The sequence below is a fragment of the Actinosynnema sp. CA-299493 genome, assembly GCF_050946825.1.
Lineage (GTDB): Bacteria > Actinomycetota > Actinomycetes > Mycobacteriales > Pseudonocardiaceae > Actinosynnema.
The window spans coordinates 3,010,820-3,025,033 of sequence record NZ_CP191993.1 but is presented as its reverse complement, the minus strand read 5'-3'; the positions used below and the strand labels follow the sequence as shown (position 1 = coordinate 3,025,033).

15 protein-coding genes are annotated in these 14,214 nt (G+C 72.4%); 6 read left to right on the top strand and 9 right to left on the bottom strand.

The features are described 5' to 3' along the window. Positions 1 to 10: 10 nt before the first annotated feature. Genes ACQPYE_RS14165 through ACQPYE_RS14155 form a run of 3 tightly spaced genes read right to left on the bottom strand, consistent with a single transcriptional unit; the run spans position 11 to position 2,858 of the window. Positions 11 to 835 carry an ABC transporter ATP-binding protein gene (locus ACQPYE_RS14165; RefSeq protein ID WP_498721619.1) on the bottom strand — a complete coding sequence of 275 codons (825 nt, stop codon included), beginning with the start codon at positions 833 to 835 and terminating at the stop codon, positions 11 to 13. Further along, positions 832 to 1,860 carry a FecCD family ABC transporter permease gene (locus tag ACQPYE_RS14160; protein ID WP_498721618.1) on the bottom strand — a complete coding sequence of 343 codons (1,029 nt, stop codon included), beginning with the start codon at positions 1,858 to 1,860 and terminating at the stop codon, positions 832 to 834. Before ACQPYE_RS14160 ends, ACQPYE_RS14165 begins: the two co-directional genes overlap by 4 nt. Continuing rightward, positions 1,857 to 2,858, bottom strand: coding sequence for a FecCD family ABC transporter permease (locus ACQPYE_RS14155; RefSeq protein WP_498722909.1), 1,002 nt, complete (start codon positions 2,856 to 2,858; stop codon positions 1,857 to 1,859). The genes ACQPYE_RS14160 and ACQPYE_RS14155 overlap by 4 nt, the downstream gene beginning before the upstream one ends. Positions 2,859 to 3,026: 168 nt before the next feature. Between ACQPYE_RS14155 and ACQPYE_RS14150 the strand changes: the two genes are divergently transcribed. Together ACQPYE_RS14150 and ACQPYE_RS14145 are read left to right on the top strand one after the other, a co-directional pair. Further along, positions 3,027 to 4,589 (top strand): PstS family phosphate ABC transporter substrate-binding protein, encoded by a 1,563-nt coding sequence (locus tag ACQPYE_RS14150; RefSeq protein WP_498721616.1) that lies wholly within the window; start codon positions 3,027 to 3,029, stop codon positions 4,587 to 4,589. A gap of 120 nt (positions 4,590 to 4,709) precedes the next feature. Continuing rightward, positions 4,710 to 6,206 (top strand): hypothetical protein, encoded by a 1,497-nt coding sequence (locus ACQPYE_RS14145; RefSeq protein ID WP_498721614.1) that lies wholly within the window; start codon positions 4,710 to 4,712, stop codon positions 6,204 to 6,206. Positions 6,207 to 6,258: 52 nt separating this feature from the next. Here ACQPYE_RS14145 and ACQPYE_RS14140 read toward each other — a convergent pair whose 3' ends face one another. Both ACQPYE_RS14140 and ACQPYE_RS14135 read right to left on the bottom strand, forming a co-directional pair. Then, positions 6,259 to 7,644, bottom strand: a complete 1,386-nt coding sequence (locus tag ACQPYE_RS14140; RefSeq protein ID WP_498721613.1) for a hypothetical protein — start codon at positions 7,642 to 7,644, stop codon at positions 6,259 to 6,261. Further along, the gene (locus tag ACQPYE_RS14135; protein ID WP_498721611.1) at positions 7,644 to 8,504 is read right to left on the bottom strand and encodes a WXG100 family type VII secretion target; all 861 of its coding nucleotides are present in this window, start codon (positions 8,502 to 8,504) and stop codon (positions 7,644 to 7,646) included. Before ACQPYE_RS14135 ends, ACQPYE_RS14140 begins: the two co-directional genes overlap by 1 nt. 163 nt (positions 8,505 to 8,667) lie before the next feature. On the opposite strand from ACQPYE_RS14135, the gene ACQPYE_RS14130 reads away from it, so the two are divergent. Next, complete coding sequence (locus tag ACQPYE_RS14130; protein WP_498721610.1) at positions 8,668 to 9,528, top strand: class I SAM-dependent methyltransferase; 861 nt, start codon at positions 8,668 to 8,670, stop codon at positions 9,526 to 9,528. Here the strand turns inward: ACQPYE_RS14130 and ACQPYE_RS14125 are convergent. Further along, positions 9,503 to 9,931 carry a DUF4267 domain-containing protein gene (locus ACQPYE_RS14125; RefSeq protein ID WP_498721608.1) on the bottom strand — a complete coding sequence of 143 codons (429 nt, stop codon included), beginning with the start codon at positions 9,929 to 9,931 and terminating at the stop codon, positions 9,503 to 9,505. The genes ACQPYE_RS14130 and ACQPYE_RS14125 overlap by 26 nt on opposite strands. Before the next feature lie 88 nt (positions 9,932 to 10,019). Here ACQPYE_RS14125 and ACQPYE_RS14120 point away from each other — a divergent pair, with 88 nt between their 5' ends. Then, on the top strand, positions 10,020 to 10,589 hold the full coding sequence (locus ACQPYE_RS14120) for a TetR/AcrR family transcriptional regulator (RefSeq protein WP_498721606.1): 570 nt from the start codon (positions 10,020 to 10,022) through the stop codon (positions 10,587 to 10,589). A gap of 51 nt (positions 10,590 to 10,640) precedes the next feature. Here the strand turns inward: ACQPYE_RS14120 and ACQPYE_RS14115 are convergent, their stop codons facing one another. Genes ACQPYE_RS14115 through ACQPYE_RS14105 form a run of 3 tightly spaced genes read right to left on the bottom strand, consistent with a single transcriptional unit; the run spans position 10,641 to position 12,928 of the window. Continuing rightward, complete coding sequence (locus ACQPYE_RS14115; protein WP_498721605.1) at positions 10,641 to 11,816, bottom strand: FAD-dependent oxidoreductase; 1,176 nt, start codon at positions 11,814 to 11,816, stop codon at positions 10,641 to 10,643. Further along, complete coding sequence (locus tag ACQPYE_RS14110) at positions 11,813 to 12,394, bottom strand: PadR family transcriptional regulator (RefSeq protein ID WP_498721604.1); 582 nt, start codon at positions 12,392 to 12,394, stop codon at positions 11,813 to 11,815. Before ACQPYE_RS14110 ends, ACQPYE_RS14115 begins: the two co-directional genes overlap by 4 nt. A gap of 48 nt (positions 12,395 to 12,442) precedes the next feature. Beyond that, positions 12,443 to 12,928: a GNAT family N-acetyltransferase gene (locus ACQPYE_RS14105; protein WP_498721603.1), complete on the bottom strand. Its 486-nt coding sequence runs from the start codon at positions 12,926 to 12,928 to the stop codon at positions 12,443 to 12,445. Between the two features lie 149 nt (positions 12,929 to 13,077). On the opposite strand from ACQPYE_RS14105, the gene ACQPYE_RS14100 reads away from it, so the two are divergent. Both ACQPYE_RS14100 and ACQPYE_RS14095 read left to right on the top strand, forming a co-directional pair. Next, entirely contained in the window at positions 13,078 to 13,650 is a 573-nt protein-coding gene (locus tag ACQPYE_RS14100; RefSeq protein WP_498721602.1) for a snapalysin family zinc-dependent metalloprotease, read from the top strand. A gap of 92 nt (positions 13,651 to 13,742) precedes the next feature. Continuing rightward, positions 13,743 to 14,132, top strand: coding sequence for a DUF6191 domain-containing protein (locus ACQPYE_RS14095; RefSeq protein ID WP_498721601.1), 390 nt, complete (start codon positions 13,743 to 13,745; stop codon positions 14,130 to 14,132). The last annotated feature ends 82 nt before the right edge of the window (positions 14,133 to 14,214 follow it).

Here is a 14,214-nt window from a genome sequence, read left to right as displayed (position 1 = left end):
GGAGCGACCGCTACGCCGTGACGCGCCGGCGCCGCAGCGGCACGACGAGGGGTGTGTCGGTCTCCGGGTCGGCGATCACCCGGCACGGCAGGCCGAACACGTCCCGCACCAGCTCGGCGGTCACGATGTCGGCCGGCTTGCCCTGCGCCACCACGCCGACACCGGGCTTCATCGCGATCAGGTGGGTGGCGTAGCGGCACGCCTGGTTGAGGTCGTGCAGCACGGCGACGAGCGTGTGGTTGCCGTCCTCGTGCAGGTCGGCGCAGAGGTCGAGCACCTCGACCTGGTGCGCGATGTCGAGGAACGTGGTCGGCTCGTCCAGCAGCAGGATCGACGTCTGCTGGGCCAGCACCATGGCCAGCCACACGCGTTGCCGCTGCCCGCCGGACAGCTCGTCCACCAGTCGGTCGGCCAGGTCGTGCACGCCGGTCATCCGCATCGCGCCGGCGGTCACCTCCTCGTCCTCGACGGACCACTGCCGCAGCAGCCGCTGGTGCGGGTACCGGCCCCGGGCCACGAGTTCGCCCACGGTGATGCCGCCGGGCGCGATGGAGGTCTGCGGCAGCAGGCCCAGCCGACGCGCGACCTCCTTGGAGCGGTACGCCGAGATCGCCGCGCCGTCGAGGTACACGGCGCCGGCGCGTGGTTTGAGCATCCGCGCCAGCGCCTTGAGCACGGTGGACTTGCCGCAGGCGTTGGGGCCCACGATGACGGTGAACGAGCCGTCCGGGATCTCGACGTCCAGCCCGGACACCACGACGCGCTCGTCGTAGGACAGCGTCAGTCCCGAACCCCGCAGTCGTCCGGCGGCCGGCCCCGCCCCTGGCACGGTCACGTCGTGCTCCCCTTCCGCCACTCGTGGGCCAGCAGCCACACCAGGTAGAGCCCGCCGATCGCGCCGGTGGCGATGCCGACCGGCAGCTGGGTCGTCGGGAACAGCCGTTGCACCGCGAAGTCGCCGACGACCAGCAGCAGGCCGCCGGTGAGCGCCGACGCGGCCAGGCCCGGCCCGGACGCGCCGGTGAGCCGCCGGGCGACCTGCGGCGCGGCCAGGGCCACGAAGGTGATCGGCCCGGCGGCGGCGGTGGCGACGGCGGCCAGGCCGACGCTCACCGCGAGCAGCGCCAGGCGGGTGCGCTCGGCGTTCACGCCGAGGCCGGTCGCGGCGCTGTCGCCCATCTCCAGCAGCGCCAGCCGCCGTCCCAGCGCCAACGCCGACGGCAGCAGCACGGCCAGCACGACCGCGACCACCTGGGCCTGGTCCCAGCCCCGGTTGTTCAGGCCGCCGACCAGCCACGTCTGCGCGGCCAACGCGCTCTCCAGCGTGGCCCGCGTGATCAGGTAGGAGTTGACCGCGAGCATCATGGCGCTCACGCCGATGCCGATGAGCACCAGCCGGAAGCCCTGCACGCCCTGCTTGAGCGCCAGCAGGTAGACGGCGGTGGACGTGAGCAGGCCCGCGACGGTCGCGCCGAGCGCGGTGGCCGCCATGCTGCCCTGCGCCAGCACGAGCACCGCGATCGCGCCGGTCGCCGCGCCCTGGGTGAAGCCGATGATGTCGGGGCTGGCCAGCGGGTTGCGGGACAGGCTCTGCAGGATCGCGCCGCTGAGCGCGAGCGCCGCGCCGACCAGCAGGCCGGTGATCAGGCGTGGCAGGCGCAGCGTGAAGATGACGAAGTCGGCGTAGCCGTCGCCCTGCCCGGCGACCGTGGCCAGCACCTCGCCCACGGTCAGCGGGAAGTCGCCGGTGACCATGGTCGCGACGGCGGCGACCGCGGTCAGCACGGCGATGGCCACGCTGACGAGCAGGGCGCGTTCGCTGATCCGCAGCGAGACGGCGGGGGTGCGGACGGTCCTCACAGCGTGGCCAACTTCCGACGCCGGCACAGCGCGATGAACACGGGCGCGCCGATGAACGCGGTGATGATGCCGACCTCCATCTCCTGCGGGGCGATGACCACCCGGCCGACGACGTCCGAGCCGAGCAGCAGGACCGGCGAGAGCACCGCCGAGTACGCCAGCACCCAGCGCTGGTCGCTGCCGCCGATCATGCGGGCCACGTGCGGCACGGTCAGGCCGACGAACGCGATCGGCCCGGCGGCGGCGGTCGCGGCGCCCGCCATGAGCGTCACGGACAGGACGCCGAACGCACGGGTGCGGTTGACGTTCGCGCCGAGCGCCTTGCCGGTGTGGTCGCCGAGCGCCAGCACGTTGAGGTTGCGGGCGAGCAGGAACGCGATCAGGATGCCGGGCAGCACGAACGGCGAGACCTGGCCGACGAGCTCGAAGTCGCGGCCGGCGAGCGAGCCGACGTTCCAGAACCGGAACGAGTCGAACGTGTGCGTGAACAGCAGCAGGATCGCCGAGACGTAGGCGTGGAGCACGGCGGTCAGCGCCGCGCCGCTGAGCACCAGCCGGTCCGGGGTGGCCGCGCCCCGACCCGACGCGCCGAGGACGTAGACGGCCGTCGCCGTGCCCGCCGCCCCGAGCAGCGCGAACCACACGTACCCGGTGGGGCTGGTGATGCCGAAGAACGCGATGGCGGACACGATCGCCGCCGCCGCGCCCATGTTCACGCCGAGCAGGCCGGGGTCGGCGAGCGGGTTGCGGGTCAGCGCCTGCATCACCGCGCCGGCCAGGCCGAGCGCCGCGCCGACCAGCAGGCCGAGCACGGCCCGGGGCACGCGGACGTCGCGCACGATGGCCGCGTCGCCGGTGCCGTCGTCGGCGAGCAGCAGGGCGAAGGTGTCGGCGAACGGGATGCTCTTGGTGCCGATCCACAGGCTGAGCAGCACGATCAGGCCCAGCACGCCGATCGACACCAGCAGGCCGATCCCCCGCACCGCGTCGCGCGACACCCGCACCTCCCCGAAGTTTAGGTAAGGCTAACCGACACGCGGGTCGAGTCGATCCTCCGGTCAGCCTCGGCCGGACGCGGGTGAACATCGGGCGAACTGACCCCCGCCGCGCGAAACCCGTTGGGACGATCACGCCGACGCATCCCGGGACACGGAAAAGGGACGGCTGTGGCGGACATCGTCGGGCTCGTGGTCGGCATCCTCGGTGTGCTGGTGACCTTGGCCGCGTTCCTGCGGGAGTTCGTCTTCGTCGGGCGCAAGCGGCTCGGTTACCGGATCCAGATGGACACCCCCGCGACCGGCGCGATCCCGGTCACCGAGGCGGAGGTCCTGCAGCACGCGGGCGCGTTGCGGCTGCTCAACCAGGATGACGACGAGGACCGGCTGATCGCGCCGTCGTTGGTGCTGCTGCGCATCGAGAACGCGGGCGTGAGCACCATCGAGGAAGGCGACTACAACTCCAAGGCCGACAACGTCGGCGTCGAGGTCGTGTTCCCCGGCCGCCGGGTGCGCGGCATGGTGGTGACCGAGCTGAGCGACCCGGGCCTCGGCCTGCCGTTCAAGCAGGAGGGCGCGGTCGAGCTGCGCAACTCCGACCGGGGCGGGCCGGTCGGAGTGGTCGAGCTGCCCAAGGTGACCATCAACCGGGGCCACTACTACAAGGTGCTGTTCGCGCTGGACCGCATCCCGGTCGAGCCGGGCGACGCCGAGAGCGGCCTGGTGCCGTTCGGCGACGCGCGGGTCAACGCCAACATCAAGGGCGGCACCCTGCGCCACACGGTGAACCGCACCGGACCCTCCCGCAAGACGTACGCGCTGATCGCGTTCCTGGCGCTGGTGATCCTCGGCCAGCTCACCGTCTCGGCGTTCGACGACACCGCGCCGCTGGACTGCGCGGAGGGCAAGCTGACCGTCACCGGGTCCACCGCGTTCGCGCCCGTGCTGCGCGAGGCCGCCGAGTCCTACCGCAAGCGCTGCCCGGCCGCGTCGTTCGCGATCGAGCCGAACAGCAGCGGCGAGGGCGTCGACCGGTTGCAGCGGGAGGGCGAGGCCAACCCCGCGCTGCTGGCGTTCACCGACGGCCCCAAGCGCGAGGGCCACCCCCGGCTGCTGCCACGGCCCATCGCGTTCACCCTGTTCACCCTCGTGGCCAACGACGACGCCGGTGTCGAGGACCTCACCCTCGACCAGGTCCGGCGGCTGTACCGGGGCGAGGTCCGCAACTGGTCGGAGCTCGGCGGCGGCGACGTGCCGGTCTCCGTGGTGAGCCGCAACCCGGACTCCGGCACCCGGCAGGCGTTCCAGCGGCAGGTGCTCGGCGGCACGTGGGAGCCCGCCGCCAACTCCTACGACTGCCGCGAGGTCGAGCCGGGTGGGCAGCCGGGACCGCCGCGCTGCGAGAAGGGCTCGTCCGCCGACGTGCTGACCGCGGTGGCGGGCACGCCGGGCGCAGTCGGCTACAACGAAGTCGCCGCCGCCACCGACCGCGACGGGGTCGTGCTGGTGCGCATCGACGGCCACCCGGCCACGCTGGAGGGCGCGGACCAGGGCGCCTACCCGTTCTGGGAGACCGAGTACGCCTACACCTACGGCGAGCCGGAAGCGGACTCGGCGGCGGCGAGCTTCCTGCGCTACCTGACCAACGAGGTGGGCGAGGACATCATCCGCAACGCGGGCGACAAGCCGTGCGCCGACCTGGAGAACCCGCTGCTGTGCCGTCCCGAGCGGTAGGTCGCGCGACCCTCCGGCCTGCCACGGCGGAGGACCGGACCCGAACCACCCCTGGACACTTGGCCACATCTGCCTGTAACACATGGTTGACAAGTAACAGCAGGAGTCCGAGGAGGTCCGATGGCGGCACGGGACATGGATCGACGCACGCTGCTGCGCCACGCCGGGGCGGCGGGTGCGGTCGGGGCGCTCTCGACGCTGTTCGGTACCGTGCCGGCGATGGGTCAGCCCGCCACGACTCCGTTCGACCTGCACTTCGCGGTGACGCACAAGCACCGCCCGTTCGACCTGGTCGCACCGCGGTTCGTGCAGTACGACAGCGCGATCACCCGACCACCCGCCGCCTCGGACACGCTGGTCGGCACCGGTGTGGGGCCCCGTGCGCCGTTCGGTTCGGTGCTGGTGGAGGTGCAGCGCGCCGAGGGCGTGGTGGTGGCCGGCCTGGCCGGTGGCGCCACGTCCGTGCTCGGCACGCTCGACACGACCACCGGCAAGGCGTCGATCGAGGTGACCACCGGTGGCGCCACGACCGTGGTGAAGACCGCCGACGTGCGCGTGACCGGCGCGTTCCGGTTCGCCGTCGTGGTCAACGAGAACGCGGTCACCGTCCTGGTCGACACCACCGGCACGGGCGCCGGCTGGCAACCGGTGCTGACCGAGCGGGACGGCGTGCGCGCGCTGGTCGACCTACGGGTGCCCGCAGTGCTGGGCGGCCTCGACTACGCCTACGGCGGGCGCGGCGACGTGCGGTTGGGCCGGGTCCGCGCGGGCTACTTCGGCCAGGCGGGCGTCCGCGACCCGCACGTGGTGCAGCACGCCGACGGCAGGCCCTTCATCCGCGACGGCAAGCTGTACCTGACCATGACCAACGCCGGGCTCGGCTTCTTCCAGCAGGCGCACTGGGCGGTGTGGACGATCGACCTGGCCGACCCGTCGAGGCTGGAGCAGGTCGCGATCCTGTTCTTCGAGCGCGACGGCGTGGTGCTGGGCGACCACGCCGGGCAGATCGTGTACGACGACCGCACCGGCCGGTTCATCCTGCTGATGAGCTCGTGGGGCGACTTCGCGTTCCGGGGCGTGCACGTCCGGCACACCACGACCACCGCGAACGTGCTGCGCGGCGTGCACGTCCTGCGCACCGAGCGGCTGCCGCTGCCGACCTCCGTCAGCTCGTGGGACCCGGCCCTGACCCGCGTCGGCGACCGCTGGCACCTGGCGTTCGTGGAGAGCGAGGCGCAGCAGCCCGCGTTCGTCTTCCACCCGGCGCTCGCCGTCGCGGCTCCCGGCGCGGACTACACCGCGACGCGGCTGGTCGGCGCGGACAACGCGGTGGACCAGACCGAGGGCACGATCATCCAGCGGGTCGGCCGCGAGTGGTACGTGTTCGCCAGCGACGGCGACGCCCGCGAGTACCCGGTGTACGACCTGGCGATGCGCAAGCTGGGCACGCTCGACGCGCCGTACGGCACGAACATCCCGCACCCGGTGCTGCTGCCGGTCGGCCGCGAGTGGTGGCTCATCACGTTCGACGGCACGCAGTACGCCGAGCCCGTGCTGGGCTACGGCGGGCACGGCGACCTGATCGTGATGCGCAGTCCCGCCCCCGGCCGCGGGTAGCCGGGGGCGAGAGCGGGCGCGGCAGCCGGGGAGGTGGCGGGAGCAGGGCGCGCTATCCCTGCGACTGCTTCTCCTTGGCGAAGAACTCCTTGATCAGGTTGTCGCGCACCTGCGGGCCGTTGGCCGCGTACGGGCCGCCGGGTCCGGTGAGCTGCTCGATCTGGTCGAGCAGGACCAGGCTCTGGTCCCGCTGGGCGGGGTCCATGGTGAGCTGCTGACCGCCCACGGTGACCGTGTTGCCCTGGACGTAGTCGCGCAGGCCGTTCCAGTCGGTCTGGGGCTGACCCGGCGGCGGCTGGTAGGACAGCCGCGGCGGGTTGCCGTTGGCCTCGTGGTGGGCGTTCTCGTTGATCAGCACGTTCTGGTACTCCAGCAACGTGTTGTGCGAGTTGTGGTGGGTGAAGCCGTGCTCGTTCTGCCTCGCGTGCCCGACCTCGTGCAGCAACGTCGCGTTGTCGTTGTGCTGGTCGTCCAGCATCAGGAGGTTGCTGTCGCCGTTGTAGGCGCCGCCGCCCTGCATGTCGAGGGCGTCCTTGGCGGGGGTGCCCGCGAAGTCCGGGTCGGCCATGAGGTCCGGCGGGTACCCCATCATCTCGCCGAGCGTCATCCCCTGCTGCGCGGAGGTGAGGCCGTGGCGGTTCTCCGGCGGCAGGTCCATGACCGGCGTGTCCAGGGTGTACGGGCGGCCGTCCGGCCGGGTGCCCGTGGGCACGACGACCGCGCCGACGTCGTTGTTCACGCCGAGCTGCTGCCGGATGTCGCCGATGCGGTCGCCGATCGGCCTGGGGTCCGGGTTCGGCATCTGCGTGGCGTTCGGCGGTGGCGGCATCGGGCCGTCACCGGACACCTCGGGAGGCGGCGGCACGGTGTCGCCCTGGCCGTTGGTGTCGCCCTGGCCGTTGGTGTTCTGGCCGTTGCCGCCATCGCCACCGGGACGGCCGCCCGACGAACCGGGTGGCCCCTGGTAGACGTTGGTGTCCTGCCCGATGCTGTTCAGGTCGTCGGTGATGTCGCTGTCGGTCGTGCGCATCGTCTCGGCCGAGTCGCGGACCTTCCGCGCGGCGTTGGCGGCGGCGTCCGCGGCGGCCTTGGTCGTGTCCGCGCCCTGGCTGATCGTGGTGTTCAGCGGTGACGCGATCATGCTGCCGAACGCGCCGTAGGCCTCCGCCGTCGCCTGGTGCGAGCCGAGGTGCTGACTCGTCGTGGCGAGGCCGTCGCCCAGGTTGTCCAGGTTCTGCGCCTGCCAGCCCAGGTTGTCCAGGCTCATCGCGCTGCCGTTGTCGCTGATCGCGTAGAAGTCCGAGAACGGGTTCGGCGAGGGCGGCGGGCTGACCTCGTGCCTGTCGCTGAACGGGTTGCTGGTCGTGCTGGTGGTGCTGTCCGGGCTGCCGGGTGGTGAGGAATCACCCGACGAGGAGCCGCCTCCGTGGCGCGCCATCAGCCGGCTGCCTTGGGCTGGTCGCCGTTCTGCGGGGCGCCGTTCTTGCCGTCGCCGTAGAAGTCGCCGTACCCGCCGCCGGCCTTGACGCCCTCGTGCGCGATGCCGCCCGCGTCGCCGAACCGCGAGAAGCCCTGCGCGATCGAGCCCATCGAACCGCCGAGCTTGCCCAGCCGCGCGGCCTGCCTGCCCAGCGCGGCGATCAGCTTGGCGATCCGGGCGCCGATCTGCACCGCCAGCGCGGTGGCCGCGCCGACCGCGTAGCCGATGAACCCGACGATGGACGCGCCCAGGGTGAACACCGCGGCCGCCGCCGCGATCAGCGCGCCCTTGACGAGCTGGGCGAGCAGGCCGGCGATCAGGTCGCGCACGATGTCGCGCAGGATGATGATCAGCGTGCCGGTCACCGCGGTGACGCGCGCCGTGCCGTCCACGACCTCGGCCAGCGAGTCCAGCTCGCCGCCGAGGCGGTCCATGCTCTGCTTGAACGCCTCGGCGGCCTTGCCCTCCCAGCCGGTGAACTGGGCCATCGCGGTCTTGTGCAGCTCGGCCTGGTCGCGGATCTGCTTGGCGTCGGCCTTGACCAGCTCGATGTGCGCCTGGATGGCGTCGCGGTCGCCCATCAGCATGTCCAGCGGCTCGCGCAGGAAGCTGACGTGCTCGATCAGCCAGCCGATGCCGGCCGCCAGCAGCGTGCCGATCGGGTCGATGGCCAGCGCCACCGTCGAGGCGACCACGTCGATCGCGCCGAACGTGAGGTCCAGGACGCGTTCGGTCTCGCTCTGCGCGTCGCCCTCGATCGTCTTGACGAAGCTCGAATAGCTCTCGAAGATCCCGGCTCCGGTCCACTGGTCGGTCATCGCAGGCCCTCCCCGGCCGCGTCGCCGCCGTGCCCTCGCGTCACCACGAAATCTTTCCCCCTGCCCGGAATTGCCCAGGTGACAGTGGACAACGGTGTGCCAACGACAGACCAACGTCCGGCCAACGCCCGGTTTCCCCGCGCGTGTTTGGCATGCTCGTGCGGTGACGAACCACATCGACGAGGCTCTGCGAGCGTTGGCGGACGGCGACGTCGGCGGCGCGAGGGAGGCGCTGCGGGGCGGGGGCACACCGTTGGCGGCGGCGTTGGCCGAGCGCCTGGCGGCGACGCGCGACGGCTCGGTGTACGACCAGCCCGCGGCGTTCGAGGCGTTCATCGACGGCGGCGGCAACGTGGGGCTGTACGGGGCGGTCACCGAGGCGTTGGGGCGGGTGTGCGCCGGGGTGCGGCCGTCGAGCCTGCTGGACATCGGCTGCGGCGACGGGCGGGCGCTGCGACCCGTGCTCGCCTCGGCGCACGCGCCGGCCTCGGTGACGCTGGTCGAGCCCTCGGCCGCGTTGCTCGACCAGGCGGTGCGGGCGTTGGCGGGGCACGACGTCGACGCCAGGCGCACCAGGGTGGAGCCGTTCGCGGCGGAGTTGCCGGCGGACGCGGTGTTCGACGTGGCCCAGTCGACGTTCGCGCTGCACACGCTGCCGCACGAGGTGCGCGACCGCGTGCTGGCCGACCTGGTGGGGCACGTCGGCGTGCTGGCCGTGGTCGAGTTCGACGTGCCGGACCTGCCGCACGGGAGCCCGGAGCACCGCCGGTTCCTGGCCGAGGCGTACGAGCGCGGGCTGACCGAGTACGGGGCCGACCGGGACCTGGTGGCGCAGGGGTTCCTGATGCCGGTGCTGACCGGCCAACTGGTGCCGGGCGCGACCCGGGCCACCTGGGAGCAGCCCGCGGCGCGGTGGGCGGAGCAGGTCGAGCGGGCCGGGTTCACCGAGGTCCGGGTCACCCGGCTGCACGACTACTGGTGGTCCCCCGCGTTCCTGCTCACCGCTTCAGGGTCTGCGGCTTGAGGGTGTCCGCCGTCGCGATCTCCCGCTTGCGGGTCTCCCACAGCAGCGACACCGCCGTGACGAGCACCAGCACGGCCGCCGAGCCGTGCACGGCCAGCGCGTAGGCCACCGTGCCGCCGTTGGTCATCACGGCGATGCAGTCGCCGATGGGGATGATCGCGTCGGCGAGCACCACCCAGCCGAGGGCGCGGCGGTGCCGGAGCAGCAGCAGGACGAGCGCGGTCAGCCCGTAGGCGATGTCGCGGACGCCCTTGACCACGAAGTACCCGTTGCCCTCGGGCCACGGGTCGATGCCGAAGCCCGCCGCCGAGCCCTGCCCGTTCAGCAGGAAGCTCAAGCCGAAGTAGAAGCCCGCGAGGACGACGAGCACGGCGAGGACCGTGTTGATCCGCTGGTGGGACATGTCCGCTCCAAGTTCTAGCAGTGCTAGGTACGAGAGCGACACTAGCTCCAATCGCGCTCGAATGTCTAGCGCTGCTAGCATCGGGAGCGTGTCCATCCAGGAGCGCCGTGAGCGCGAGCGCGCCGAGCGGCGCCGGCTGATCGTCGACGCGGCCAGGGAGCTGGCCGAGGCGGAGGGCTGGGACGCGGTCACCACCCGTCGGCTGGCCGAGCGCGTCGAGTACAGCCAGCCGGTGCTCTACAGCCACTTCAAGGGCAAGGACGCGATCGTGCGCGCGGTGGCCGTGCAGGGCTTCGTGGACATGACCGAACGGATGCGCGCTGCCCGCACGGCCCACCGCTCACCCGGGCAGGCGCTGCGCGCGCTGGCGGTCGCCTACCTGGACTTCGCCGCCGAGCGGCCCGCGCTGTACGAAGCCATGTTCGTGCGGGAGGTCGACCTGGCGTTCGGCTCCGGCGACACCCCACCCGAGCTGCGGGCCGCGTTCGGCGAGTTCGTCGCCGTCATCGAACCCCTGGCCGGTGACGACGACGTGGAGACCAGGATCGAGGTGTTCTGGAGCGCCCTGCACGGCCAAGCCACCCTCGACCACGGCCACCGCCTGCGCCCGACCCACCGCCGGGCCCGCCTCGACCTGCTGCTGAGCCGGTTCTCCTAGCGCACCGTCGCACCACCGGCCGAGCGGCGGCGAACGCGGGCACGCGATCCCCTAGGCGTGGCTGAGGGTGTCGTCCCACTCGATCCGGTGGTCGAACTGCCAGGTGAACTTCGCCGGGTCGACGAACTTGAACGCCAGGGGCATCAGGGCGTCGCGCAGCAGGCGGCCGACGGGGCCGGCCGCCTTGTCGCGGTTCGTCCGCGCGGCCTGGGCGATGATCCGCTCCACCCGGCCGCGGCGCATCGTCTCGTAGGCCCGGAACGCCTCGTCGTGCGGCAGGTCGCGCAGGCAGCGGGCCAGTTGCACGGCGCTCTCGAACGCCAGCGAGGCCCCCTGGCCCGAGCTCGGCGACGTGGCGTGCGCGGCGTCGCCCACCAGGACCAGCCGGCCCCGGCTCCACTTCGGCACGCTGGGCACGTCCTCCAGCGCGCCGGTCACGACGAGGTCGGCCGGGTCGGTGGCGGCGATCATGCCCGCGGCGGGCGTGCGGTCGGCGGCGAAGGCCCCGCCCAGCACGGCCAGCCACTCCTCCGGGCTCGTGGCCCGCGCCTCGGCCGTGGTCAACGGCGTCTTGCGGGGCAGGTTGGCGAACCAGCCGCCGGAGCCGTCGTCGTCGACCTGGTAGCCGAAGAACGCGCGCTTGCCCGAGACGAGCCGCATCGCGCCGCCGGACGACGGCGCACCGGCACGCGCCAGCCGCGCGCCGAAGCCGAGCAGACCGGCGTAGCGCGGACCCGGCGCGTCCGGGTCGATGATCCGCCGCACGGTCGACCGGATGCCGTCCGCGCCGACCAGCAGGTCGGAGTCCACCTCGGACCCGTCGGCGAAACGCGCCGTGACGTGCGTGCCGCGATCGTCGGCGGCGACGAGGTCCCGGCCGTGCTCGACGGTGATCCCCCGCCGGACCGCTTCCTCCCGCAGCACGCGGTACAGGTCGTAGCGCCACACCAGCAGCTGCGGCGGCTCGCTGCCGAACCGGCCGAGCGTCCGGCCCGTCCAGCTCTGCAACTCCATCGCGGTCATCGGTGTGCCGATCGCGCGCACCGCGTCGGCCAGGCCCACGACCTCCAGGGCCTGCAACCCGTTGGGCGCGATGCTCAGCGCGCCGCCCGAGCCGTCGGCCGTGCGGTCGTACCGCTCGTGGACGGTCGCCTCGATCCCGGCCTTCCGCAGTGCCATCGCGGCAACGGGCCCGCCGATGCCGCCGCCGATCACGGTCGCCCTCATCGTTCCCCCTCGTGGAAGCCCGCCCACAGCGGGCGCCAGTCGTCGATGCGCGCCAGGAAGTGCCGGACGAACGCCACCTCGGCGTTCAGCAGCGCAACGCGGTACTCCTCCTCGACCAGGAAGAGCGGGTGCGCGTCGGCGCCGGCCAGGATCGCCTCGGCTTCGCCGACCTGCCGGGCCAGCCCGTCGAGCCGGTCGCGCAGGAGGGCGACGACCTCGTCCGGGTGCAGGGCCGCGATCATGGACAGCGCCGCGACGAACCGCGGGTGCTCGTGCACCGGTTCGGCGACGAGCTCGCGCATCCAGTCCTTCAGCTCGGCGCGACCGGCGTCGGTCAACGCGTAGACCGTGCGCTCCGGCCGCTGCCCCTCGCGGGACGTCTCGTGCTCCACGATGAACCCGGCCTTCTGGAGCTGCCCGAACACCATGTAGAGCGAGCCGTGGGTGAACTTGATGCTGCGGTCGTCACCGTGCGCCCGCATGAGCCTACTCAGCTCGTAGGGGTGCGTGGGCTCGCGGACGAGGTAGCCGAGCACCGCCAACCCGAGCAGGTTGCCGACCTTCCGCTTGGACTTCACCGCCCACCTCCTAGTCATCTCTGACTATTCATGAGCGACTAGTCAGTGTCAACTAACTGCCAGTCGACGTTCCATGCACACCAGGCCGGGCCGGTCGTCCCAGGAGTCCACACGGGTGAAGCCGAGGCGTTCGTAGAGGCCGATGGCGTCCTGCCGCCAGTGCCACACCGACAGCCGCACCGAGACCGCGCCGGTGTCGGCGGCGTGCCCGAGCACCACGCCGACCAGCGCTTTCGCCGCTCCCCTGCCCCGACAGGCCGGGTCCACCCACAGCCGTTTGACCTCCAGCGAGCCGCCGGTCGACGCGGACGCCGCCACGCAGCCCACCGCGTTCCCCCCGGTCTCGGCCACCCACACGGCGTCGGCGGCGAACGCGGCCCGCGGGTCGAGCACCTCGGTCCGGTAGCGCGGCGGGAGGTCCCCGACGGCGGACACCGCGACGCCCTTCTCGGCCTCGGTCCGCAGGTGGTAGGCGAGCAGGAGGGGCGCGAGGGCCTGGTCGCGCCACCGGGAGACGGTGATCTCGGCTGTCATGGCCGCAGCCTCACACGGCGGACGGCCCCGATCACACCGGAACAACCCTACGTATGGGGCTGGTGACGAACGGTCGCGCACTGGTTCGTTGGATGGCGGGAGCCTCCCCTGTCACACGGCTCCCCTTCCCTGTACCCAAGGAGACCACCATGTTCGTACGAAAGGTCGTCGGCGTCCTCGCCGGCGTGCTGGGCCTGCTGCTGCCGCTGGTCGCGGTGGCCGCACCGAGCGCGTCGGCGGAGCCGCAGGCCCTGGCGCGCACCCTGTACTACGACGTGAGCCAGGCCCAGGAGTTCGTCGCGGACTGGGACCGGGCCGCGACCAACTGGAACAACTCGGTGTCCAACGTCAAGCTGGCCCGCCGGACCAACACCTCGGGGGTCAACATCCGCATCCTGGCGGACGACGGCTGGCCCCGGGCCTACGTGTCGTCGCTCGGCAACGGCACCGTCTACATGGGACGCCAGGCCGTGCAGCAGGGCTACTACCGGCCGCGGATCTCGACGCACGAGATCGGCCACATCCTCGGCCTGCCGGACCGGCGGACCGGCCTGTGCGCCGACCTGATGTCCGGCTCCAGCGCGCCGGTGTCGTGCCGCAACGACCTGCCGAACGCCGCCGAGCGCGCCGAGGTCGAGCGCCGGTTCGCCGGTTCGTTCGCCCCGGCCGACGTGCGTGCGGCGGGCTACGCGGGCAGCAGCACGGAGTGCTTCGTGTACTGACGTGACGGTTCCTCGTGGGGTGGCTTCCGCGCCACCCCACGAGGAACCGGGAACCCCGCCCCGCCCCCACCCGTTCGGGTGGTGTGGACGCGGTGGAGACGGTGTTGGCGTGGAGCATCCCCGGCGGGACGCTGTCGGTGGTCGGGGTCGCGGTCTACGAACTGCTGCGCCAACGCCGCCGCAAGCGCAAGGGCACACCGCTGGCCACCACGACCGTCAACGAGATCACCGCGATGTTCTACGGCTCCAAGCGGATGGAACTCGACCACCGCGACTCCGTGGCCGTCATGCGCGAGGAAGACACCCAAGCCGCACCCCCGCACGCGATCGACCTCGACCACGGCGTGGTGCGGTTACCCAGGTCCGACGCTGCCCGCCTGCACGACGCCCTCCGCGGTCCCGGCCACGACGTTCACGGTGACCGACGACGCGGAGACCCGGAGGGCGCGCCACAGCAGGGCCAGCAGGACCGCTTGCCCTGACAGGACGGCGCACCCGACGAACCACATGATCGCGGTGATCGACAGCTCGTTCGCCATGTCGTCCCCTTTCCACCCGTCCGGT